This is a genomic window from Saccharopolyspora sp. NPDC002578 (assembly GCF_053592695.1).
Window position 1 is genome coordinate 26162 of sequence record NZ_JBSFWJ010000040.1, and the last position, 22978, is coordinate 49139.

A 22978-nucleotide genomic window follows, 5' to 3' on the forward strand; every position below is an offset into this window, starting at 1 on the left:
GCGGCGGACCCGGACGGCGCCGCCGAGGCGTTCAAGGACGGGGAGCACTTCCAGAGCACCGGGCTCATCACGGGCACCGGGCTCATCACGGGCACTGGGCTCATCACGGGCACTGGGCTCGTCACGGGCACTGGGAGATCTCTTCCTCCGTCATGTCCCGCACGTGCTGGCTGACCGCGCTGGTCGGGTCCGGCGCCGGGCCCGTGACCTCCATCGGCACGTACCAGATGTAGTGGTCGTAGAACTTGTCCTCGAAGTGCAGCTCGTAGGTGCCCTTCACCTTCTGCATCTGCGCCGCGCGCTCGACCGAACCCACCTGGTTCGGCTCGGTGTCCACGTTCGTCGTCTGGGATTCGGTGTGCGACTCCTCCCAGGTGTGCTCGTAGCTCTGCTCGTAGGCGATGGAGAAGACCTTGCCGAACCCGGCCTCCGTGGTCATCGACATGCCGACGCTGTTGCTCTGCGAGGTCGTGTCCGACCACTCCACCGAGGAGCGCTGGATCCCGTCGGTGCAGTTGTAGACCGGGTCACCGACGGTGTGCGCCTCATCGGTGTAGTACTCCGGCTGGCCTTCCGGGTGGAACACGCAGCTGTCGGTGCCGTTGTCGCACTTCTCCATGAGTTCGCGGACCGTCGGCTCGTCCGCGGCGGCGGCCGACGGCGCGAAGGCCATCGCTGCCAGCGAGAACGCCGAGACGAGGACCGCGCTGGATCGACGTGGGGACATGAGGGCTCTCCTCGATGTTGGGCGGCGCCGGTTCGGTGCCGCGCTCGGCGACCGCTCAGCTGAGTCCGACGGACTGGGTGCGGTCGTTGATCAGGTCACCGACGTAGGCGGTGTTCTCCTTGAACGGCCCGTCGCGGTCGCCGCCGAGGTTCGGCTCCGGGTACAGCCAGATCCAGCAGTTCGCCCACGGCTGCACCGAGGTGACCCGGTCCTTCCAGTCGTCCGGCAGGTCGATCTGGTACTCGACCTTGCCGTCCTTCTCGCACAGCCCGGCGCCGTAGATCGTGAAGCTGTCCCCGCCGTAGTTCTCCTCGTCGAACAAGGTCCCCTGCACGACCTCGCCGTCCCGCGTGCTCGCCACCTCCGACCGGGCGCTGCCGGTGGCCTCGGCGAGGGTGTCGAAGCAGCGCTGCTGGCCGGTGCCCGCGTCGAAGGCGCAGTGCCGCGCCGGGCTCGCCTCGGCCGCCGCGGCACCGGCGATTCCGGGAACGGTGGCCGCCAGCAGGGACATCGCCGCGATCGGCAGTCCGGCTCGTAGCGTTCGACGCCGCATACCTGCTCCTCATAATTGATTCCGAAGGAGTGCTCGGGAGCACTGGTCCGAACAACTTAAACGCGCATCGGAATGGCCAGTACCTGCGAATGGGAGCGCTTCCATTCGGCGGAACGGCGGCGATTGCTCACACTTTTCGCTGCGCCCGGACGGCTCAGCCCCACTGCTCCACCGCACCCCGGCCGACCTCACGCGCCACCGGCGACCGGAACGGAACACCAGGTCACCAAGGCCCTTCGCGGAGCAAGGCGCGTCCGATCGGCCACGAGCACCTGCCGAGCAGCCACCCGGCGCGCGCCGATTCAGATCAGTTCCGGTTCACCGCAGCAGAACTCAGCGTTCACATATACCTGAGCCGAATCGAAAAACGCCGGACGAGAACCGGAAAATCGGCCGGAAAACGCGTTATCAGCGATAACGGCGAAAGCCGGGAATCAACTTCGAGCCGAGGCGTTGTCCAGTGCCGATGCCCGGATGTCGCCCAGCACGCCTCGACCGGGCGGCGGCGAGCTTTCCCGGGAAACCACGCAAGCACCGCTAACACGACCCGGACATGCGAAAGGGCCGGCCGACCCGAAGGTCGACCGGCCCTTTCGACCGGAATCACCGGAGCGTTCAGCTCTCCAGCTTGGTAGCCGAACCGCCCGCGGCAGTGATCTTCTCCTGCGCGCTGCCGGTGAAGGCGTGCGCGGTGACGTCCAGCTTGACGCCCTCCAGCTCACCACCACCGAGAACCTTGACCAGCTCGCCCTTGTTGGCGAGTCCGGCCGAGATCAGCTCGTCGATGCCGACGGTGCCACCGTTCGGGAACGCAGCGGCCAGGCGGCCGAGGTTCACGCCTTGGTACTCCACCCGGTTGCGGTTCTTGAAGCCGCGAAGCTTCGGGAGCCGCATCTGGATCGGCATCTGCCCGCCTTCGAAGCGCGGGGAGACGGTCTTGCGAGCCTTGGTGCCCTTGGTACCGCGGCCCGCGGTCTTGCCCTTGGAGCCCTCACCGCGGCCGACCCGGATCTTGTCCCGGTTCGAACCCGGCGCGGGGCGCAGGTCGTGAATCTTGATGACCATGCTCAGTCCACCTCCTCAACCGTCACCAGGTGGTGCACGGCCTTGACCAGGCCACGCGTGTTCGCGTCATCAGGGCGAACCACGGTCTGGCGGATCTTGCGCAGGCCGAGGGTGCGCATGCTGTCGCGCTGGTTGCTCTTCGTGCCCACCAGACCACGGGTCTGGGTGATCTTCAGCTGTGCCACGTCACGCCCCCTGACCGGCACGCGCACGCAGCATGAACGCGGGAGCCACGTCTTCCAGCGGCAGACCGCGGCGGGCCGCGACCTCCTCCGGACGCTGCAGGCTCTTGAGCGCCGCCACCGTGGCGTGCACGATGTTGATCGGGTTGTCGCTGCCCAGCGACTTGCTCAGCACGTCGTGCACGCCGGCGCCTTCCAGCACCGCGCGCACCGGGCCGCCGGCGATGACACCGGTACCGGCGCTGGCCGGACGCAGCATGACGACGCCGGCGGCGTCCTCACCCTGGACCGGGTGCGTGATCGTGCCGCCGAGGCGGGGGACGCGGAAGAAGTTCTTCTTCGCCTCCTCCACGCCCTTGGCGATCGCCGCGGGCACTTCCTTGGCCTTGCCGTAACCGACACCGACCATGCCGTCGGTGTCACCGACGACCACGAGCGCGGTGAAGCTGAACCGCCGGCCGCCCTTGACGACCTTCGCGACGCGGTTGATCGTCACGACACGCTCGAACTGCATGCTCTTCTCTTGGGCCGCCCCGCCACGGCCACCGTCGCGGCGGTCCCGGCGGTCTTTGCCGCCGGACTCCGAACCGCCGTCACGCCGAGTGCGTCCAGGCATCAGGCGTCCCTCTCGATCGTTGTCATCTCAGTCGTACGCATGTCAGAACTCCAGGCCGCCGTCACGGGCGGCGTCGGCCAGCGCCGCGACCCGGCCGTGGTAGGCGTTGCCACCCCGGTCGAACACGACCTTCTCGACACCGGCGTCCTTGGCACGGGCGGCGACGAGCTCGCCGACCTTGGTCGCCTTGGCCTTCTTGTCGCCCTCGAGGGTGCGCAGGTCGGCTTCCATGCTGGAGGCCGACGCCAGCGTGTGACCCGCGACGTCGTCGATGACCTGCGCGACGATGTGCCGCGTGGACCGGGTCACGACCAGGCGCGGACGCGCCGGCGTGCCGCTGATCTTCTTCCGGAGCCGGAAGTGGCGGTTCGCGCGGGCGATCCGACGCACGGTCGAGATGTCCTTGCCCACGGGCTTGCGCTTCGTAGCAGTGGTTGTCTCGCTCATGGTCACTTACCCGTCTTTCCGACCTTGCGGCGGATGGCTTCGCCGGCGTAACGCACGCCCTTGCCCTTGTACGGGTCGGGACGGCGCAGCTTGCGGATCCTCGCGGCGATCTCGCCGACCAACTGCTTGTCGATGCCCTTGACCGACAGCTTGGTCGCACCCTCGGTCGCGAACTCGATGCCCTTCGGGGGCTCGATCACGATGGGGTGGCTGTAGCCCAAGGAGAACTCGAGGTTCGCGCCCTTGAGCAGCACCCGGTAACCCACGCCGTGGATTTCCAGGTCCTTCTGGTAGCCCTTGCTGACGCCGAGCACCATGTTGTTGACCAGGCTGCGCGACAGACCGTGCAGCGAGCGGCTCTCGCGCTCGTCGTCCGGCCGCTTGACCAGGACCGACCCGTCTTCGTCCTTCTCAACGGTGATCGGCTCGGCGATGTTCTGCTCCAAGGTGCCCTTGGGGCCCTTGACCGTCACCGCCTGCCCGTCGATGGTGACCTCGACACCGGAGGGCACGGTGATCGGAAGCTTCCCGATACGCGACATGCTCCTCCTCCCTTACCAAACGTAGGCGAGGACTTCCCCGCCCACGCCCTGCTTGATGGCCTGCCGGTCGGTCACCAGACCACCGGACGTGGAAATGATCGCGATGCCCAGGCCGCCGAGAACCTTCGGCAGGTTCGTGGACTTCGCGTAGACCCGCAGACCGGGCTTGGAGACCCGCCGCAGGCCGGCGATGCTGCGTTCCCGGTTCGGGCCGTACTTGAGCTCGACGACCAGGTTCTGGCCCTTCTCGCCCTGCTCGGCACGGGAACCCGTCACGTAACCCTCGCGCTTGAGGATTTCGGCGATGTTCGCCTTGAGCTTCGAATGCGGCATCACGACCTCGTCGTGATACGCCGAACTTCCATTCCGCAGACGCGTCAGCATGTCTGCGATGGGGTCGGTCATCGTCATGTGACCTGGTCCACCTTTCTCACCCGGTTCCGACGGGCCCGGACGCGTCCCGCACAGCGGGAGGTCTGGATCCTGGCCTAGGCGAAGTCGGATGCCTGCCGGACGGGCAGGCTCATGTCAGCGGCACGCACGCGCGCCACCCGCCGAAGCGGGTAAAAGCCCTGGTGGTGCCCGCCGAGCGTACCCGTGACCGGGTATCGCCCAGCGGGCGGGCACTCACCAGGAAGACTTGCTCACGCCCGGCAGCTCGCCGGCGTGCGCCATCTCGCGGAAGCACACGCGGCACAGGCCGAACTTGCGGAACACCGACCGCGGACGCCCGCAGCGCTGGCAGCGGGTGTAGCCGCGCACCTTGAACTTCGGCTTGCGCGCGGCCTTGTTGATCAGCGCCTTCTTGGCCATCGGCTCAGTTCTCCTTGTTTCGACGCCCTGCGATACCCGACATCACTGCTCCTTGAACGGGAAGCCCAGGTGGCGCAGCAGCCGCCGGCCTTCCTCATTGGTGGTGGCCGTGGTCACCACTGTGATGTCCATACCGCGGGGACGGTCGATCGAGTCGGGGTCGATCTCGTGGAACATCGACTGCTCGTTGAGCCCGAAGGTGTAGTTGCCGTTGCCGTCGAACTGCTTCGGCGACAGGCCGCGGAAGTCACGGATGCGCGGCAGCGCGATCGTGACCAGGCGGTCGACGAACTCCCACATGCGGTCGCCGCGCAGCGTGACGCGCGCACCGATCGGCATGCCTTCGCGCAGCTTGAACTGAGCGATGGACTTGCGGGCCCGGCGGATCTCGGGGCGCTGACCGGTGATCGTGGTCAGGTCGCGGACCGCGCCTTCGATGAGCTTGCTGTCCCGCGCCGCGTCACCGACACCCATGTTGACGACGACCTTGACCACGCCGGGGACCAGCATGGCGTTCGAGTACTCGAACTCCTCGTGCAGGGCCTTGCGGATCTCGTCGCGGTACCGGGTCTTGAGCCGGGGGACGATCTTCTCCGTGGTGGTCATGATCAGATGTCCTTCCCGTTGCGGCGGGACACGCGAACCTTCTTGCCGTCCTCGCCGAACCGGTAGCCCACACGCGTGGGAGTGCCGTCGGAGTCGACCACCATCACGTTGCTCACGTGAATCGGCGCCTCCTGGGTGACGATTCCGCCGGACTGCGCACCACGCTCGGTCCGGGAGACCTTGGTGTGCTTCTTGATCCGGTTCACGCCTTCGACCAGGACCCGCTCACGCTGCGGGTAGGCCTCGATGACCTTGCCGCGAGCGCCCTTGTCCTTGCCGGAGATCACGACGACGGTGTCGCCCTTCTTGATCTTCATCACAGCACCTCCGGCGCGAGCGAAATGATCTTCATGTACTTCTTGTCGCGCAGCTCGCGCCCGACCGGGCCGAAGATGCGGGTCCCACGGGGACCACCGTCGGTCTTGAGCAGCACCGCGGCGTTCTCGTCGAACCGGATGTAGGAACCATCCGCGCGGCGCTTTTCCTTCTTCTGCCGGACGATGACGGCCTTGACCACATCGCCCTTCTTCACGCCGGCACCCGGAATTGCTTCCTTGACGGTGGCGACGATGACGTCACCGATACCCGCGTAACGCCGACCAGAACCACCGAGGACCCGGATCGTGAGGATCTCCTTGGCCCCAGTGTTGTCGGCGACACGCAGTCGCGACTCCTGCTGGATCACGTCTGACTCCTGACCCTAAGTGCCCGCACCCTGCGCGCGGACACACTCTGGCGCGCCAAATTTCCGACTTGACGCGCGCGGTCATCACCGGCAGCGGGCCGGACGCCGACATACCGGCGCCCGGCCCGCTTTCGATGTCCTACTTGGCCTTCTCCACGACCTCGACGAGGCGCCAGCGCTTCGTCGCGGACAGCGGCCGGGTCTCCATCAGGAGCACGCGGTCGCCGACACCGGCCGTGTTGGCCTCGTCGTGCGCCTTGACCTTGGTGGTCTGGCGCATGACCTTGCTGTAGAGAGCGTGCTTCTTGCGGTCCTCCAGCGACACCACGATCGTCTTGTCCATCTTGTCGGACACGACGTATCCCTCGCGGGTCTTGCGGTAGTTCCGCGCCACGCTCTGTTCCTCTGCCTGGCTGCTCATGCCGCGCCCTCCTCGGTCGCGTCAGGGGACACCGTCAGGCCGAGCTCGCGCTCGCGCATGATGGTGTAGATCCGGGCGATGTCCCTGCGGACCACGCGCAACCGGCGGTTGTTCTCCAACTGCCCGGTCGCCATCTGGAAGCGAAGGTTGAACAGCTCTTCCTTCGACTCCCGGACCTTGGCCACCAGTTCCTCGTCGCCCAGCTCCCGGAGCTCACCAGCGGTGACACCAGCCGCCATCAGAAGTCACCACCCTCGCGGGACACGATCTTGCACTTCATCGGCAGCTTGTGCGCCGCGCGGGTCAGCGCTTCGACGGCCGTCTTCTTGTTCGGGAAGTTCAGCTCGAACATGACGCGGCCCGGCTTGACGTTCGCGACCCAGGACTCGGGCGAGCCCTTACCGGAACCCTGACGGGTCTCGGCCGGCTTCTTCGTCAGCGGGCGGTCCGGGAAGATGTTGATCCAGACCTTGCCACCACGCTTGACGTGCCGGGTGATCGCGATACGCGCCGACTCGATCTGACGGTTGGTCACGTAGCCGTGCTCGACCGCCTGGATGCCGTACTCGCCGAAGTTGATGCGGGTGCCGCCCTTGGCGAAGCCACTGCGCTTCGGTGCGTGGCTCTTGCGCCACTTCACCCTGCGTGGGACCAGCACTGCTCAGCCCTCCGTCTTCTGATCGGCCTGCGGCTCGGCCACGGCCGGAGCGTTGGCAGCGGCCACGTCGCCCGCGGTCTGCGCCTGCTCCGAGCTCTCCGCCGAACCGCCCTTGGCTGCGGCGCGACCGGCCTCGGTGCCACCGGCACCGGTGGTGCCCGAAGCTCCGGAACGACGACGGCCACCGCGGTCGGAACGGCCACCGCGGTCGCCGCGCTCGCCACGTCCGCCGCCGCCCTCGCCGCGAGGCGCGCGCACCTCGGACTCCTGCTGCTTCTGCTTCAGGCCGCCGACCAGCTCACCCTTGTAGATCCACACCTTGACGCCGATGCGCCCGAACGTGGTGCGGGCCTCGAAGAAGCCGTAGTCGATGTCCGCGCGCAGCGTGTGCAGCGGGACACGACCCTCGCGGTAGAACTCCGAGCGGGACATCTCGGCCCCGCCCAGACGGCCACCGCACTGCACCCGGATGCCCTTGACCTGCGGCGAGCGCATGGCCGACTGGATGGCCTTGCGCATCGCGCGCCGGAAGGACACGCGGTTGGACAGCTGCTCGGCCACGCCCTGCGCGACGAGCTGCGCGTCGGCCTCGGAGTTCTTGACTTCGAGGATGTTGAGCTGGACCTGCTTGCCGGTCAGCTTCTCCAGCGAACCGCGGATGCGGTCCGCTTCGGCACCACGACGGCCGATGACGATGCCCGGCCGGGCGGTGTGAATGTCCACCCGGACCCGCTCGCGGGTGCGCTCGATCTCCACTTTGGAGATCCCTGCGCGCTCCATACCGCGAGAGAGCCGACGGCGGATCTTGACGTCCTCCGCAACGTATTCCGCGTACTGCTTGTCGGCGTACCACCGGGACTTCCAGTCCGTGGTGATGCCGAGTCGGAAGCCGTGCGGGTTGATCTTCTGACCCACTACCGGGCACTCCCCTTCTGGCTCTTCGTCTTACCGGCCGCCTTCGGCCGCGACTCCACCTCGATGGTGATGTGCGCGGTCCGCTTGCGGATCCGGTACGCACGGCCCTGGGCACGGGGCTGGAACCGCTTCAGCGTCGGTCCCTCGTCCACGTACGCCCGGTGCACCCACAGGGTGTCGGGGTCGAGCGACTGGTTGTTCTGCGCGTTGGCGACGGCACTGGCGAGCACCTTCGACACCGGACCGCTGGCGGCCTGCGGCGCGAACTGGAGCACTGCCAGGGCTTCGCTGGCGTTACGGCCCTTGATGAGCTCGACCACGCGACGGGCCTTCATCGGCGTCACGCGGACGAAGCGGGCCCGCGCCACCGCGCGGTTGTCATCCGCCGCGGTGTCGTCGGAACGGGCTGTCATCCTGCTACCCCTTGCTCTTGGTTCGCCCCCGCTCAGCGGCGGCGGGACTTCCGGTCATCCTTGACGTGGCCCTTGAAGGTCCTCGTCGGCGCGAACTCGCCCAGCTTGTGCCCGACCATCGACTCGGTGACGAACACCGGGATGTGCTTGCGACCGTCGTGCACCGCGAAGGTGTGGCCCAGCATGTCCGGGATGATCGTGGACCGGCGGGACCAGGTCTTGATCACGGTCTTCTTGCCCGACTCGTTGAGCGCGTCCACCTTCTTGAGCAGGTGGTCGTCCACGAACGGGCCCTTCTTAAGGCTGCGTGGCATGTGCTACTACCTCCCTGCTCAGCGCTTCTTGCCGGTGCGACGGCGCCGGACGATGAGCTTGTCACTGGGCTTGTTGCGGCGGGTGCGGCCCTCGGGACGACCCTTCGGGTTGACCGGGTGGCGACCACCGGAGGTCTTACCCTCACCGCCACCGTGCGGGTGGTCGACCGGGTTCATGACGACACCGCGGACGGTCGGGCGCTTGCCCTTCCACCGCATGCGGCCGGCCTTGCCCCAGCTGATGTTCGAGTGCTCGGAGTTGCCGACCTCGCCGACCGTGGCGCGGCAGCGCACGTCCACGTTGCGGATCTCGCCCGAAGGCATCCGCAGCTGGGCGTACGGGCCGTCCTTGGCCACCAGCTGGACCCGGGCACCGGCGGACCGCGCGATCTTGGCTCCGCCACCGGGGCGCAGCTCGATCGCGTGGATCACGGTGCCGGTCGGGATGTTGCGCAGCGGGAGGTTGTTGCCGGGCTTGATGTCGGCCCGCGGCCCGCTTTCGACCTTGTCACCCTGCCGGACGCCGTTCGGCGCCACGATGTAGCGCTTCTCGCCGTCCAGGTAGTGCAGCAGCGCGATGCGCGCACTGCGGTTGGGGTCGTACTCGATGTGCGCGACCTTGGCCGGCACACCGTCCTTGTCATTGCGGCGGAAGTCGATGAGGCGGTAGGCCCGCTTGTGGCCGCCGCCCTGGTGCCGCGTCGTGATCTTGCCGTGCGCGTTGCGGCCGCCGCGACCGTGCAGCGGGCGCACCAGCGACTTCTCCGGCTCCGACCGGGTGATCTCGGCGAAGTCGGACACGCTGGAGCCGCGACGGCCCGGCGTCGTCGGCTTGTGCTTGCGAATGCCCATCTCTGTAGAAACCTCGTCCTAATCAGCGCCGGTCAGGCGGCCGGTCCGCCGAAGATCTCGATCGGCTTGCTCTCCGGGGACAGCGTCACGATCGCCCGCTTGGTGTCCTTGCGCTTGCCGTACCCGGTGCGGGTGCGCTTGCGCTTGCCGTTGCGGTTGATCGTGTTCACGTTGGAGACCTTGACGTCGAAGATCTTCTCAACGGCGATCTTGATCTCGGTCTTGTTCGTGCCGGGGCGAACCAGGAACGTGTACTGGCCCTCCTCCAAGAGCGCGTAGCTCTTCTCGGAGATGACCGGCGCCAAGATGATGTCTCGCGGGTCGGGGATCACTGCTGTGCCTCCTCAGCGCTCGCTGCCACGGCTGCTGCCTTGGCGGAGCGGCCCTGCACGGGCCCGGCGACGAACCGCTCGAATGCGGCCTTGCTGAACACCACGTCGTCGTTGACCAGCACGTCGTAGGTGTTGAGCTGACCCGGGTCGATCAGGTGCACGTGCTCGAGGTTGCGCAGGCTCAGCCAGGAGTTGGCCTCCTCCGAGCGGTTCAGCACCACCAGCACCCGCTTCGCCTCGGTCCAGATGCGGACCGCGGACTTGGCGGCCTTGGTCGACGGCGACTCGCCACCGACCACGTGCGTCACGACGTGCAGCTGGCCGGCGCGAGCGCGGTCGGACAGCGCACCGCGCAACGCGGCGGCCTTCATCTTCTTCGGGGTGCGCTGGGTGTAGTCCCGCGGCTGCGGGCCGTGCACCGTGCCACCACCGGTGAACTGGGGAGCCCGGATCGAACCCTGACGGGCGTTACCGGTGCCCTTCTGCCGGTACGGCTTCTTGCCGCCACCGGAGACCTGACCGCGAGTCTTCGTGGAGTGCGTGCCCTGGCGAGCGGCGGCCAGCTGGGCCGTCACCACCTGGTGCATCAGGGCCACGTTGGCCTGCACGTCGAAGATCTCGGCGGGCAGCTCGACACTGCCGTCGGTGGAGCCGTCCGGGGTACGGACGTCCAGCGTCGCGCTCATCACGCACCACCCTTCGCGGGGCTCTTGACCAGAACCAGGCCGCCCTTGGGGCCAGGAACGGCGCCCTTGATCAGCAACAGGCCGGAGTCGCCCTCAACCCGGTGAACCTTGAGGTTCTGGGTGGTGACGCGGTCCGAGCCCATCCGGCCGGACATCTTCATGCCCTTGAAGACGCGACCCGGGGTGGCGCAGCCACCGATCGAGCCCGGCTTCCGGTGCACGGCCTGAGCACCGTGGCTCATCGGCTGGCGGTGGAAGCCGTGCCGCTTGATCGTGCCGGCGAAGCCCTTGCCCTTGCTGGTGCCGACCACGTCGACCACGGTGCCGGCTTCGAACAGCTCGGCGGTGATCTCCTGGCCGACTTCGTACTCACCGGCGTCATTCGTGCGCAGCTCGACGAGGTGGCGGCGCGGGGTGACCCCGGCCTTGGTGAAGTGGCCGGTGCGCGGCTTGTTCACCTTGCGGGGGTCGATGGCGCCGAACGCCAGCTGCACGGCCGAATAGCCGTCCTTGTCGGGGGTACGGATCTGGGTGACCACGTTCGGCCCGGCCTGCACGACGGTCACCGGGACGACCCGGTTGTTCTCGTCGAAGACCTGGGTCATGCCGAGCTTGGTGCCCAGAATCCCCTTGATCTGCCTGTCAGACATCAGTCTTGTTCTCTCCGCACTACGGCCGGCCCGCGAACGAGCCGTCTCACGATGGGCCGACCCTTACTGGATGTTCACGTCGACGCTGGCCGGAAGGTCGATGCGCATCAACGCGTCCACCGTCTTCGGCGTCGGTTCGAGGATGTCGATGAGCCGCTTGTGCGTCCGCATCTCGAAGTGCTCCCGCGAGTCCTTGTACTTGTGCGGAGAGCGGATGACGCAGTAGACGTTCTTCTCCGTCGGCAGCGGCACCGGCCCGACGACCCGAGCGCCGGTGCGCGTCACGGTCTCAACGATCTTGCGCGCGGACGCGTCGATCGCCTCGTGGTCGTAGGCCTTGAGCCGGATGCGGATCTTCTGTCCCGCCATAGTGGCTTGCCGTTCCTCTAGTCTCGTGCCGCCAGTGGTCGGCGCTGCGGCGGTCTTCAGCTCGATGCTGACGACGGCGCTGCGCCCATGGGCTTCGGGTGCCCGTCGCGGCCTGGGCCGGTGAGCTCTCGAACCGGGATTTCTCCCGCCCGTCGAACTCAGCCCTCGGTCCGCCCCTGTTCAGGTTGCTGGTGCCCGGTACACGCGGTCGGGCGTGTCGCCCGCTGCGAACAGACCGGTCCCATCGAACTCCGCCGCTGGGATGGATCACGGAGCTCCCCGAAGGGCACTCCCGAAGACCCGTACACCTCTTGCTGTGCACCCTGCCGGACGGCGACGCGGGAGAACTCCCGGCGCAGCGCCCAGGCCCGGCCGAAACCGGTCCTGCTCCGAAACTCCAGGGCGCGGGGCTTCTCGTGGCGGAGCGGCCGGGACTTCCACTACTAGGCGATGAACGCCTGGGAAACCGGCCGCTCCGAACGAGCAACCCATACAGGATGGCACACGCCGTATGCCAGCCCGAATCGGGGGGTGGTTTTCGGAGTTCGCACCGCGGCGCGGACCCCGGAAACCAGCGAGGGCCTGCCCCTTCAGAGAAGGAGCAGGCCCTCGCGGTGGATCACTTGATGATCTTGGTGACGCGACCCGCGCCGACCGTACGACCACCCTCGCGGATCGCGAAGCGGAGGCCGTCCTCCATCGCGATCGGCTGGATCAGCTGCACCGACATCTCGACGTTGTCGCCCGGCATGACCATCTCGGTGCCCTCGGGGAGGGTCACGACGCCGGTCACGTCGGTGGTGCGGAAGTAGAACTGCGGCCGGTAGTTGTTGAAGAACGGGGTGTGACGGCCACCGTCCTCCTTCGACCGGATGTAGACCTGGCACTCGAACTCGGTGTGCGGGGTCGTGGTCTTCGGCTTGACGACCACCATGCCGCGCTCGACGTCCTCGCGCTTGATGCCGCGCACGAGCAGACCGACGTTGTCACCGGCCTGGCCCTCGTCCAGCAGCTTGCGGAACATCTCGACGCCGGTGACCGTGGTCTTCAGCGCGGTGTCCTTGATGCCGACGAGCTCGACCTCTTCGTTCACCTTGATGACGCCGCGCTCGATCCGACCGGTCACCACGGTGCCGCGGCCGGTGATCGAGAAAGAGTCCTCGACCGGCATCAGGAAGGGCTTGTCGGTCTCGCGCTCCGGGTCCGGAACGTTCTCGTCGACCGCGTCGAGCAGCTGCATGACCTTGTCGGTCCACTCGGGGTCGCCCTCGAGCGCCTTCAGCGCGGAGACGCGGACGACCGGAGCACCGTCGCCGTCGTACTCCTCGCCGGACAGCAGCTCGCGGACCTCCATCTCCACGAGCTCCATGATCTCCTCGTCGTCGACCATGTCGGCCTTGTTCAGCGCGACGAGGATGTAGGGCACACCGACCTGGCGAGCCAGCAGCACGTGCTCACGCGTCTGCGGCATCGGGCCGTCGGTGGCGGCCACCACCAGGATCGCCCCGTCCATCTGGGCGGCACCGGTGATCATGTTCTTCACGTAGTCGGCGTGACCGGGGGCGTCGACGTGCGCGTAGTGACGCTTCTCGGTCTGGTACTCGACGTGCGCGATCTGAATCGTGATACCGCGCTGCTTCTCCTCCGGCGCCTTGTCGATCTCGTCGAACGGCGTGAAGGGGTTCAGCTCCGGGTGCTTCTCGTGCAGCACCTTGGTGATGGCCGCGGTGAGCGTGGTCTTGCCGTGGTCAACGTGACCGATGGTCCCGATGTTGACGTGCGGCTTGTCCCTCTCGAACTTCGCCTTAGCCACTGGATTGTCCTCCTGGACTTAGTTCTCTTTCCGCCGTACGACTAGCCAGTCCCCGCGTTACGCGAAGATTTAGTGCCAGGCGGAGTCCTGTCGGGTTTGGAGGCGGACGGCCGCGGCCCCGATCACGAGGCCGAGCCGGCCGCCGCCGAACTACAGGGAATTACTCGCCCGTAGCCTTCGCGATGATCTCCTTCGCCACGTTCGCGGGAACCTCGGCGTAGGAGTCGAACACCATCGAGTAGTTCGCGCGGCCCTGCGTCTTGGAACGCAGGTCGCCGACATACCCGAACATCTCGGACAGCGGCACCTGCGCCTTGACGACACGCGCACCGCTGCGCTCCTCCATGGCCTGGATCTGGCCACGGCGGGAGTTGAGGTCGCCGATGACATCGCCCATGTAGTCCTCGGGCGTGATCACCTCGACCGCCATCACCGGTTCGAGGATCGCCGGGGAGGCCTTCTGCGCGGCCTCCTTCAGGGCGATGGAACCGGCGACCTTGAACGCCATCTCCGAGGAGTCGACCTCGTGGTACTGGCCGTCCAGCAAGGTCACCTTGACGCCCACCAGCGGGTAGCCGGCCAGCACGCCGTACTGCATGGCGTCCTGCGCGCCCTGGTCCACCGACGGGATGTACTCGCGCGGGACGCGACCACCGGTGACCTTGTTCTGGAACTCGTACGTCGCACTGTCGGCAGTCTGCTCGATCGGCTCGACCGCGATGATGACGCGGGCGAACTGCCCGGAACCACCGGTCTGCTTCTTGTGCGTGTACTCGTACTTCTCGACCGACTTGCGAATCGTCTCGCGGTAGGCCACCTGGGGCTTACCGATGTTCGCCTCGACCCTGAAGTCCGACTTCATCCGGTTGACCAGGACTTCCAGGTGCAGCTCGCCCATGCCGGAGAGGACCGTCTGACCGGTCTCCTCGTCGTGGTGAACGCGGAAGGTCGGGTCCTCCTCGGCGAGCTTCTGGATCGCCGTGGAGAGCTTCTCCTGGTCGGCCTTCGTCTTCGGCTCGACGGCCACGTCGATGACGGGCTCCGGGAAGGTCATCGACTCGAGCACGATCGGCTTCTGCGGATCGCACAGCGTGTCACCGGTGGTGGTCTCCTTGAGACCGACCACGGCGTAGATGTGACCCGCCTGGGCCTCGTCGACCGGGTTCTCCTTGTTGGAGTGCATCTGGAAGAACTTCCCGATGCGCTCCTTGCGCTCACGCGTGGAGTTCATGACCTGCGTGCCCTGCGTGACCTTGCCCGAGTAGACCCGGATGTAGGTCAGCTTCCCGTAGAACGGGTGCACGGCGATCTTGGACACCAGCGCGGCGAAGGGCTCCTCGGTGCTGGGCTTGCGCTCCGCGGTGGTCTCACCGTCGAGCATCAGACCCTGCACCGGCGGCACGTCCAGCGGCGACGGCAGGAAGTCGACGACCGCGTCGAGCATGGGCTGCACGCCCTTGTTCTTGAACGCGGTGCCGCACAGGACCGGGAACGCGGTGCGCTCGACGGTCAGCTTCCGGATGCCGGCCTTGATCTGCTCGGTGGTGAGTTCCTCGCCACCGAAGTAGGCCTCCATCAGAGCCTCGTCGGTCTCGGCGACGGCCTCGACCAGCTGCTCGCGGTACGAGTTCGCGCTCTCGACGAGGTCTTCCGGGATCGGCTCGATCTCGTAGCTCTCGCCCTTCTTCACGTCACCACGCCAGGTCAGCGCCTTCATGCTGACCAGGTCGACGACGCCCTCGAAGTCGGACTCGGTGCCGATGGGCAGCTGAAGCACCAGCGGAGTGGCGTTGAGCCGCTCGCGGATGGTCTTCACGGTGAAGTAGAAGTCCGCACCGAGCTTGTCCATCTTGTTGACGAAGCAGATGCGCGGGACGTCGTACTTGTCCGCCTGCCGCCAGACCTGCTCGGACTGCGGCTCGACACCTTCCTTGCCGTCGAAGACCGCGACGGCGCCATCCAGGACGCGCAGCGAGCGCTCCACCTCGACCGTGAAGTCGACGTGTCCCGGAGTGTCGATGATGTTGATCTGGTTGTCTTCCCAGAAGGTCGTGGTAGCAGCCGAGGTGATCGTGATACCCCGCTTCTGCTCCTCTTCCATCCAGTCCATCGTCGAGGCGCCGTCGTGCGTCTCGCCGAGCTTGTGGTTGATCCCGGTGTAGTACAGGATCCGCTCGGTCGTGGTGGTCTTGCCCGCGTCGATGTGGGCCATAATGCCGATGTTGCGGACCTTCGTGAGGTCCGTCAGCACGTCGCGTGCCACGAGTTTCTTCCCCGTTCCTACAGCAGATGCAAGCCGTCGAATCGGTGTGCCGAGGCGGGCAGGAGCCGACCCGACGTCACCAGCGGTAGTGCGCGAAGGCCTTGTTGGACTCCGCCATCTTGTGCGTGTCTTCGCGCTTCTTGACGCTCGCGCCGAGGCCGTTGCTGGCGTCGAGCAGTTCGTTCATCAGGCGCTCGACCATGGTCTTCTCGCGGCGCTGCCGCGAGTAGGTCACGAGCCAGCGCAGCGCCAGCGTGGTGGAGCGACCGGCGCGGACCTCGATCGGCACCTGGTAGGTCGCGCCACCGACACGGCGGCTGCGGACCTCCAGGGTCGGCTTCACGTTGTCCAGCGCGCGCTTGAGCGTGACCACCGGGTCGGTGCTGTTCTTCTCCCGCGCACCTTCGAGCGCCGCGTACACGATCTTCTCGGCCAACGAGCGCTTGCCGTCGACGAGGACCTTGTTCACCAGCTGGGTGACCAGCGGCGAGGCGTACACGGGATCGGCGTTGAGCGGCCGCTTCGGGGCCGGACCCTTGCGGGGCATCAGCTCTTCTCCTTCTTCGCGCCGTACCGGCTGCGAGCCTGCTTGCGGTTCTTCACACCCTGCGTGTCGGCAGACCCACGGATGATCTTGTACCGCACGCCGGGGAGGTCCTTCACACGGCCGCCGCGAACCAGCACGATCGAGTGCTCCTGGAGGTTGTGCCCCTCACCCGGGATGTAGGCCGTGACCTCGATGCCGCTGGTGAGCTTGACACGAGCGACCTTGCGCAGTGCCGAGTTGGGCTTCTTCGGGGTGGTGGTGTACACGCGGGTGCACACGCCACGCCGCTGCGGGCTCCCCTTGAGCGCCGCAGTCTTGGTCTTGGCGACCTTGTCCTGGCGGCCCTTACGGACCAGCTGCTGGATGGTGGGCATGGACCGGCTTTCTCTTGAGCGTTCGCGTCTTCGTGGTTGCTCTCGCCCGGCGGCGCTCGCAACGTCGGCGTCCGGGCACGTGCCCTGGCGCCGAGCACCTCGCAGGCACTGTTTACTTAGGCCTCCCCCGCACCACGAGGTCGGGCGTGTCGCCCGCTCCTCGGCCTTGCGGCGCTGGTGGTGCCTGCGGGAGCGCACCGACAGGAACGAACCCGATGGTTGTCAGGAGAGTTCCGCACGGCCCATGTCCGCGATCACGACCACCGGAGCGGCCCCTGTTCACGCACGGGCATACGGACCGACCCGATAGCTTTCGGGTCCGATAAACAAAGATACCCGCCCCGTTCTGAGGGGGTCAAAACGGGGTCCCCAAGACCTGCTCGATCTTCCCCGAAGCCGCCGCGGACCGAGCTAGTGGTGTGGTGTTCCCGCCGAGTTTACCCCTGCGAGCAAGAGCCGCAGGCCCGCTCGGGGAGCGCGGAACCCGCCGCACGCGCATCAGAGCTCCGCGAGCCAGCCACCGGCGACGAGCTCGCCGACGGCCTGCGGCAGGAAGTAGGCCTGACCGCCGCCGACCTGGCCGTGGTCCGGTCGGATCACTCCGGTCACCACTTCGTAGCCGCCGAGCACCCGGTACCGGCGGTACTCCCCCGGCGCCCGCTCCGGTGGCATCGAGCGGTGCGGCAGCCCCGTGCCGGGCACGAACACGGTGTTGCCGTCGGACGTCCCGAACCGGTCGACCTCGGCGCCGTCGGGCAGCACCACGACGAACCTGTCGTCGTAGTGCGACAGCGGCAGGTCCGGACCGAGCGGTTCGATCGGGCACTCGTAGTCGGCGAGCGGCTCGTCGAGTTCCCGCAGCATCGAGGTCCGGGTCAGCGCCACCGCTCCGATCAGGTGCGCCGCGGCGCCGTGGGCCTCCGCGAAGCGGGACTCGTTGCGCACCTCCCCCTCGTCGAGGCAGAACACCGACCACCAGCCGTCCGGCTCGCGCAGCATGCTCCAGCCGCCTTCGAGGGGTTCGGTGAAGCTGTAGAAGCGCCGGCTGACGCCGAACCTCGCGATGAACCGCCGGGCCACGTCGATCGCGTCCGCGGCGCGCTCGCCGTCCAGGGCGTCCGGGTCAGCGCCCAGCACCAGCGCCTTCGCCTGCTCGGTGGCGTGGTCGGCGACGCGCTCCGGGCAGCGGTGGCCGTTGCGGCGGATGTGGTCGAGGAAGTCGCGCGGCGGCGTGATGTCGTGGGCGTCGAGGTAGTAGGCCGTCGCCAGCGGCCACGCCCAGGTGCCGTCGGTGTGGAACTGCTTGGGCACCGCCGGCGGGCGCCGCGGGTCGATCTCGTCCTCGGAGGTGCTGCGGGCCGACAGGACGACCTCACCTCCCAGCAGGTAGTCGAGGACCAGCTGCTTCTCCAGCCACGGCAGCACCGGCCGGTGCGCCAGCGGGCGCCCGTCGCCGTCCGTTCCGTCGAAGACCTGCGCCATCCGGACCGGCCCGCGCGCTCCCGCGGCGTCGCGGTGGTTCGCGAAGTGCCGCCACGCCTGCACGAGCAGCCACTCCGGCGCCTGGACGCGCGGGAAGTAGCGGAGCTCGTCGAAGGCGGCCTGCGGATCGTCCTCCCCGTCCGCCCACCGGACCTCGGCGTGAGCGGTCTCGAACTCCGGCTCCGCCCCGACGACGGCGGTGCAGCGCGCCGTGGTCCACGCCCCCTGCTCCGGCCGGTACTCGACGGCGCGGCTGCGCTGCAGCGCGTCGACGAGCTCCTGCGGCGGGATCCACGGGTGCCTGCCGTCGTCGGTGACGACGGTCGCCACGACCTCGATGCGGGTGCCGAGCGCCGCGCACTCGACGTGGACCTCCCGCCACCCCGGCGGTCCCAGCCGCGGAACGAGCCCGCGCACCTCGGCGCGCGTGTCCGGGCGTGCGGCCGGTTTCGTCGGCGCACCGTGGGACGCCGAGGAGGGGAAGGGACGGCCAGGCTCGGGCGGCTCGCCCTGGCGCACCAGGACGGCGTCGATCCGCTCGTGCGGGACCGGAGCCTCGACGCCGTCGAGCACCGCCGAGCCCTCCCGCGACTCCAGCAGCGGCACCAGCCGACCTCCGGTCCGGACGCAGGTCCCGGCGATGGGCGTCCCCAGAATCACCTGTTCTCCCCTTCGTGGTTCGCGGCGGCGTCGCGGGTGGACGCCCGCCGCCGAACGATCGTGATCACCATGCCGGGTACCGCCACGTCCACGACGCATCGGTCGGCGCCGACGGGCTGAACTCGGTGAGCGCGTCCCGCGCGAGGGCCTCGACGACGTCGCGCAGTTCCAAGGCCTGCAGCCACTCCGGCGGCAAGGCGTGGATGCCGTGCAGCGCCCCCGCGATGTTGCCGCACACCATCCCCGTCGAGTCCGAGTCCCCCGAGTGGTTCACCGACAGCAGCAGCGCCTCCCGCACACCGCCGGTGGCGAGCACGGCGTAGAGCCCGATCGCGAGCGCCTCCTCACCGACCCAGCCCTGGCCGAGAGCCGCCTCGATCTCCTCCGGGGCGACCGGCCCCCGCTCGGACAGCTCGACTGCCGCGTCCAGGGCCCGCAACTGCTCCTCGTGCCGTGGCCATCGCACCAGCAGGTCCCGAGCCACCCGTACTGCCTCCGGCAACGGCACTTCGCGGATCAGCTGGTGCACGATCACCGCGTGCACCCCCGCCGACAGGAAACCGCTGGGATGGCCGTGGGTGAGCGCGGCGGTCCCGACCGCGGCCCAGAACACCTCGGCCGGATCGTTCGACCACACCGCGACCGGTGCCGCGCGCATGACCCCGCCGCACCCCTTGGAATCATTGATCCGATGCTGCGGCGTGGCGTGCCGGTGCGTCCGCTCGAAGCTCTCCAACGCCCCCAGACAGGTGCCGCCCGGCGCGCGCTGCGCGAACAACGCCGAGTTGGTGATCAACCACCCGTCCGGTACCTGCAAGTGCTGCGCGTAAGGCCCGCCCGCCTGCGCCCACGGACGGCCCTGCGTGTGGAGCCAGCGCTGGTAGGCGTGCTGCACCTCGGGGATCGGATCGTTGTCCACCGGCTTCATCCGCCGCGCCACGTGCGCCCGGATCAGGCCTTCCAACGTGAACAGCATCATCTGCGTGTCATCGGAGACCCGCGCGACGCCGTCCCGCAGCACCGGCCCGGCCAGCCCGCCCTCGCCGTGCTCGCGCCGGATCGTCCCGATGTCCTGGAACTCCACCGCATACCCGAGCGCATCCCCCACCGCCCCGCCGACCAGCGCCCCGATGAAGCGGTCTCGCGGGGAGAGCGGCTCCGGGCGTGCTGCGGACTGCGGGCGGGGGTTCGCAGGGCGGTCATGCTCGTCCCGGATGACCGTCGTGCGCTGCGGAGCATCCGGCGACGCGCCTGTCGTCCACGGGCCGCTCGGGTAGCCGCGGTGCCACTCCGCGTCATCACGAGGAAGTCGTCCGAACTCGGCGGCGAGGTCACGGCCGAGCCGAGTGGCGACGCCGAGCAGCCGGGAGTCCCGCAATCGCTCACCGGGCACCGCGGTGGGGCCGTCGCACATCCCGTTGAGGAAGCCGCACAGCATCCCGGCAGTTCGCCCGTCCGGCTCCCAGCCGGACGCCACGTCGAAAGCGTCCTGCCACGATGCGCTCGACGCCACCGCGTACAAGGCCGCGGCCAGGGCGGCATGCGCAGCGCCGGAGCCGAAGTGCTCGTTGATGACCTCCTGTCGAGCGGCGACGCCCGCAGGCTCGGTTCGCGCGAGCTCGATCGACGAACCGAGCAGGGCGAGAACGGGCTCATGATCCGGCCACGGCTGCAGTTCCGTGCGCACTGCGCTCAACGCCACACCCCACGTCGGGTGGAAGACCCGGTGCCGGAGCAGTGCCGCGAGCGCGGCTCCGGCGAGGTGGACTCCGGCGTCCGCGGTCCACGCCTGAAGCGCCGCGACGACTTCTTCCGAGCCACCGAGGACCGCGAGCGGCGCGGCTGCGGCCAGCAACGCCGTCGGGTCACGATCGGCGTCGGCGAGGAACCGGCCGCCGACGATGCCGAGCATCGCTGGGTCCTGCCACAACCACCCCGACGGGCGCTGCGCGCGACGTTGCCCCAGCAACCAGTCCAGGCGCTGCTTCCCGAAGTGGAACTCCTGGACCAGGTGAGCCGCTCCGGCTCGACGCAGCGCGAGGTGCGAACGGATCACCGATTCAGCGGCCACGAATGCGAGCGCGGTCCGGTACGAGTCACCGGGCAGGTCCGCGGCCATGGCGCCCACGAGCAGACCGATGCAGCGGCTCTCCAGCTGCGCGGCTTCCTTCTCGCCGCCGTTGAATGGAGTCGAGTGGGCCGGGGTGAACGGCGCCCGGAACTCGACCGGGCCGCCGGCGACGAAGTCTCCACCACGTTCGATCGCCCTGACCGCGAGCGAATCCAGCGGCGTCCGGGCCAGCACGTCGGAGTGGGTTCGACGCCACGCGGACAACGCCGTCAGCTCCGCGGAACTGAGCGTCGTGCTGTTGACCCGCTCCCGGGGCAGTCCCGGTACGCGGGGCACCACCTGCTTGACGTCGGCGAGGAATCGGCTGGCGCTCCCCTCCGCCGACACCTCGCGCCATGCCCGTATCGCCTGCTGTTCCTCCCAGGTCAGAGGCACCCGAAGGGTTCTGAACCGCGCCATAGTCAGCCTTCACAGTCCGTTCGTCGCACAGTCAGAGTTGCCGCGGGTACTTCGCAGACCAGTCCGCCCCGTCGGCGGCGTCCGGCGCGGCGAACTCAGCGAGCGAGTCGCTGATCAGTTCTTCGAACCCTGCACGCCATTCCAGGGTCGACAGCCAGTCCGGTGGAACGATCGCAACGCCGTGCAAGGCCCCCAGCACGGCACCGCACACCGCGGCCGGTGTCGTGCTGTTCCCGGACCGGTTGACCGCCACACCGACCGCTCGCCGGAAGTCGTCGGGGGACGCGACGGCGGCGGCCAAGCCGATGGCCAGAGCCTCGTCAGCGCGCCAGCCCGGACCGATGCGAGCCTCGAGGGCATCCGCATCCATCCGCCCGGACTCCGCCAGTTCCAGTGCTCGCTCCAACGACGACCGCGTCTCGTCATTGCCTTCCCACCGGCGGAGCTGCTCCAGCGCGCCGTCGATCGCGGCCCGCAGCGACGCTCCCTGCGCAAGTCCGCCGCACACCGTCGCGAAGGTTCCGGACGGCAGGTAACCGGTCGGGTGCCCGTGGGTGATCACGCCGACGTTGGCGCCCAGGTTGAACACCCGTTCCGGCACGTCGGACCACAGGAAGCACGGCGCGGCCCGGAGCAGGGCGCCTGGGCTCTTGTCCTGGTTCAGCGGGGTGTCGAAGTTGCTGATCCCTTGAGCGGCGTTGTCGTCGGTCGCCCGTGCGAACGCGGCGAGTGCGTCCAGGCTGACTCGATCCGGCGATCGTTGCGCCCGGAGTTCTTCTTGGCCGACCAGCCAGCCGCCCGGCTCAGGAATCGCCTTGCGCAAGGTGCCGGGCAACGTTGCACGCCATTCCAACCCTTGTGTGTGCAGCCAACGCGCGTAGGACATCTGGAGAGCGTTGCGCGGGTGCGAGTGCGTGCGAAAACCCCCTGCCCGAAGTTGGGATCGGCCGATGATGAGGGCTTCCAGCGTGAAGGCGAGCAACTGCGTGTCATCGGTGAACGCACTCGGCTTCCCGAACACCGGAAGCGGCCCCGAAACACCAGCAGGACCGCACTTCTGCTGAATGATCGCAAGGTCATCGAATTCGACCGGCGCACCGATCGAGTCCCCCACGGCGCCACCGAGAACGACCCCAGGAAGAGCGGCCTTGATCCGCTCTGCGGCGTCCGCGTCGTAAACCGGAAGATCACGAATACGAGGGGCCGACGCGGCCGAGGAGTCGCCCCCACCGCTGATTCCTGCCCGATTCGAAATCTGATCCAGGAAATCTCGGGCCGACTGCGACAACGCCGCATCGCCCGCGCGATACATTCGCCACGCCGAGATGAACTCGACTTCATCGGCGTTCAACGCCACCTGCATAGCGGGCCCCTGGCCCGCCGCACTGCTGTCCGCTGCCATCATCGGCTCCTCAGCATCCCAGAGAAAGCACGGGGAAAATCTCGACGCACCGCCACGATCC

Annotated in this window: 30 protein-coding genes; all 30 read right to left on the reverse strand. The window is 68.1% G+C overall.

Annotated elements, in window-relative coordinates; genetic code table 11:
• Positions 1-121: 121 nt before the first annotated feature.
• The 30 genes from ACWD38_RS19235 to ACWD38_RS19380 all read right to left on the reverse strand — a co-directional run bounded on the left by ACWD38_RS19235 (position 122) and on the right by ACWD38_RS19380 (position 22917).
• The gene (locus ACWD38_RS19235) at positions 122-727 is read right to left on the reverse strand and encodes a hypothetical protein (protein ID WP_184476403.1); all 606 of its coding nucleotides are present in this window, start codon (positions 725-727) and stop codon (positions 122-124) included.
• A 55-nt stretch (positions 728-782) separates the two neighbouring features.
• Entirely contained in the window at positions 783-1280 is a 498-nt protein-coding gene (locus tag ACWD38_RS19240) for a hypothetical protein (RefSeq protein ID WP_184476401.1), read from the reverse strand.
• Between the two features lie 615 nt (positions 1281-1895).
• The gene (rplO, locus tag ACWD38_RS19245) at positions 1896-2345 is read right to left on the reverse strand and encodes a 50S ribosomal protein L15 (RefSeq protein WP_184476399.1); all 450 of its coding nucleotides are present in this window, start codon (positions 2343-2345) and stop codon (positions 1896-1898) included.
• 2 nt (positions 2346-2347) lie between these two features.
• A complete protein-coding gene (rpmD, locus tag ACWD38_RS19250; RefSeq protein ID WP_184476396.1) occupies positions 2348-2530 on the reverse strand; it encodes a 50S ribosomal protein L30 in 183 nt (60 codons plus the stop codon).
• 1 nt (position 2531) lies between these two features.
• The gene (rpsE, locus tag ACWD38_RS19255; RefSeq protein ID WP_184476393.1) at positions 2532-3143 is read right to left on the reverse strand and encodes a 30S ribosomal protein S5; all 612 of its coding nucleotides are present in this window, start codon (positions 3141-3143) and stop codon (positions 2532-2534) included.
• Between the two features lie 42 nt (positions 3144-3185).
• Positions 3186-3590 (reverse strand): 50S ribosomal protein L18, encoded by a 405-nt coding sequence (rplR, locus tag ACWD38_RS19260; protein WP_184476390.1) that lies wholly within the window; start codon positions 3588-3590, stop codon positions 3186-3188.
• 2 nt (positions 3591-3592) lie between these two features.
• Entirely contained in the window at positions 3593-4132 is a 540-nt protein-coding gene (rplF, locus tag ACWD38_RS19265) for a 50S ribosomal protein L6 (protein ID WP_184476387.1), read from the reverse strand.
• Between the two features lie 12 nt (positions 4133-4144).
• Positions 4145-4543 (reverse strand): 30S ribosomal protein S8, encoded by a 399-nt coding sequence (gene rpsH, locus ACWD38_RS19270; RefSeq protein ID WP_184476384.1) that lies wholly within the window; start codon positions 4541-4543, stop codon positions 4145-4147.
• A 216-nt stretch (positions 4544-4759) separates the two neighbouring features.
• Positions 4760-4945 carry a type Z 30S ribosomal protein S14 gene (locus tag ACWD38_RS19275; RefSeq protein WP_184476381.1) on the reverse strand — a complete coding sequence of 62 codons (186 nt, stop codon included), beginning with the start codon at positions 4943-4945 and terminating at the stop codon, positions 4760-4762.
• A gap of 42 nt (positions 4946-4987) precedes the next feature.
• A complete protein-coding gene (gene rplE, locus ACWD38_RS19280) occupies positions 4988-5551 on the reverse strand; it encodes a 50S ribosomal protein L5 (protein WP_184476378.1) in 564 nt (187 codons plus the stop codon).
• Positions 5552-5553: 2 nt separating this feature from the next.
• Positions 5554-5868 (reverse strand): 50S ribosomal protein L24, encoded by a 315-nt coding sequence (gene rplX, locus ACWD38_RS19285; protein ID WP_184476375.1) that lies wholly within the window; start codon positions 5866-5868, stop codon positions 5554-5556.
• On the reverse strand, positions 5868-6236 hold the full coding sequence (gene rplN, locus ACWD38_RS19290) for a 50S ribosomal protein L14 (RefSeq protein ID WP_184476372.1): 369 nt from the start codon (positions 6234-6236) through the stop codon (positions 5868-5870). Before rplN ends, rplX begins: the two co-directional genes overlap by 1 nt.
• A gap of 139 nt (positions 6237-6375) precedes the next feature.
• Positions 6376-6657: a 30S ribosomal protein S17 gene (gene rpsQ, locus ACWD38_RS19295; RefSeq protein WP_184476369.1), complete on the reverse strand. Its 282-nt coding sequence runs from the start codon at positions 6655-6657 to the stop codon at positions 6376-6378.
• Complete coding sequence (rpmC, locus tag ACWD38_RS19300) at positions 6654-6896, reverse strand: 50S ribosomal protein L29 (protein ID WP_184476366.1); 243 nt, start codon at positions 6894-6896, stop codon at positions 6654-6656. Before rpmC ends, rpsQ begins: the two co-directional genes overlap by 4 nt.
• A complete protein-coding gene (gene rplP / locus ACWD38_RS19305; protein WP_184476363.1) occupies positions 6896-7315 on the reverse strand; it encodes a 50S ribosomal protein L16 in 420 nt (139 codons plus the stop codon). Before rplP ends, rpmC begins: the two co-directional genes overlap by 1 nt.
• Before the next feature lie 3 nt (positions 7316-7318).
• Positions 7319-8230: a 30S ribosomal protein S3 gene (gene rpsC / locus ACWD38_RS19310; RefSeq protein WP_184476359.1), complete on the reverse strand. Its 912-nt coding sequence runs from the start codon at positions 8228-8230 to the stop codon at positions 7319-7321.
• Positions 8230-8643 carry a 50S ribosomal protein L22 gene (rplV, locus tag ACWD38_RS19315; RefSeq protein ID WP_184476356.1) on the reverse strand — a complete coding sequence of 138 codons (414 nt, stop codon included), beginning with the start codon at positions 8641-8643 and terminating at the stop codon, positions 8230-8232. The genes rpsC and rplV overlap by 1 nt, the downstream gene beginning before the upstream one ends.
• A 32-nt stretch (positions 8644-8675) precedes the next feature.
• Positions 8676-8957: a 30S ribosomal protein S19 gene (rpsS, locus tag ACWD38_RS19320; protein ID WP_184476345.1), complete on the reverse strand. Its 282-nt coding sequence runs from the start codon at positions 8955-8957 to the stop codon at positions 8676-8678.
• 18 nt (positions 8958-8975) lie between these two features.
• A complete protein-coding gene (gene rplB / locus ACWD38_RS19325; protein ID WP_184476342.1) occupies positions 8976-9809 on the reverse strand; it encodes a 50S ribosomal protein L2 in 834 nt (277 codons plus the stop codon).
• 32 nt (positions 9810-9841) lie between these two features.
• Positions 9842-10141: a 50S ribosomal protein L23 gene (gene rplW, locus ACWD38_RS19330; RefSeq protein ID WP_184476339.1), complete on the reverse strand. Its 300-nt coding sequence runs from the start codon at positions 10139-10141 to the stop codon at positions 9842-9844.
• A complete protein-coding gene (rplD, locus tag ACWD38_RS19335; protein WP_184476336.1) occupies positions 10138-10827 on the reverse strand; it encodes a 50S ribosomal protein L4 in 690 nt (229 codons plus the stop codon). The genes rplW and rplD overlap by 4 nt, the downstream gene beginning before the upstream one ends.
• Positions 10827-11477 (reverse strand): 50S ribosomal protein L3, encoded by a 651-nt coding sequence (gene rplC, locus ACWD38_RS19340; RefSeq protein ID WP_184476333.1) that lies wholly within the window; start codon positions 11475-11477, stop codon positions 10827-10829. Before rplC ends, rplD begins: the two co-directional genes overlap by 1 nt.
• A gap of 63 nt (positions 11478-11540) precedes the next feature.
• Positions 11541-11846: a 30S ribosomal protein S10 gene (rpsJ, locus tag ACWD38_RS19345; protein ID WP_009948626.1), complete on the reverse strand. Its 306-nt coding sequence runs from the start codon at positions 11844-11846 to the stop codon at positions 11541-11543.
• Between the two features lie 619 nt (positions 11847-12465).
• Positions 12466-13659 (reverse strand): elongation factor Tu, encoded by a 1194-nt coding sequence (gene tuf / locus ACWD38_RS19350; RefSeq protein ID WP_184476330.1) that lies wholly within the window; start codon positions 13657-13659, stop codon positions 12466-12468.
• 160 nt (positions 13660-13819) lie between these two features.
• Positions 13820-15922, reverse strand: a complete 2103-nt coding sequence (gene fusA / locus ACWD38_RS19355) for an elongation factor G (RefSeq protein ID WP_184476327.1) — start codon at positions 15920-15922, stop codon at positions 13820-13822.
• Positions 15923-15998: 76 nt separating this feature from the next.
• Positions 15999-16469: a 30S ribosomal protein S7 gene (gene rpsG / locus ACWD38_RS19360; RefSeq protein WP_184476324.1), complete on the reverse strand. Its 471-nt coding sequence runs from the start codon at positions 16467-16469 to the stop codon at positions 15999-16001.
• On the reverse strand, positions 16469-16843 hold the full coding sequence (rpsL, locus tag ACWD38_RS19365; protein WP_009948619.1) for a 30S ribosomal protein S12: 375 nt from the start codon (positions 16841-16843) through the stop codon (positions 16469-16471). The genes rpsG and rpsL overlap by 1 nt, the downstream gene beginning before the upstream one ends.
• A 498-nt stretch (positions 16844-17341) precedes the next feature.
• Positions 17342-18985 carry a TNT domain-containing protein gene (locus ACWD38_RS19370; RefSeq protein ID WP_450124599.1) on the reverse strand — a complete coding sequence of 548 codons (1644 nt, stop codon included), beginning with the start codon at positions 18983-18985 and terminating at the stop codon, positions 17342-17344.
• Positions 18986-19049: 64 nt separating this feature from the next.
• Positions 19050-21491, reverse strand: a complete 2442-nt coding sequence (locus tag ACWD38_RS19375) for an ADP-ribosylglycohydrolase family protein (protein WP_450124600.1) — start codon at positions 21489-21491, stop codon at positions 19050-19052.
• A gap of 55 nt (positions 21492-21546) precedes the next feature.
• Positions 21547-22917, reverse strand: coding sequence for an ADP-ribosylglycohydrolase family protein (locus ACWD38_RS19380; protein WP_450124601.1), 1371 nt, complete (start codon positions 22915-22917; stop codon positions 21547-21549).
• Positions 22918-22978 lie beyond the last annotated feature (61 nt).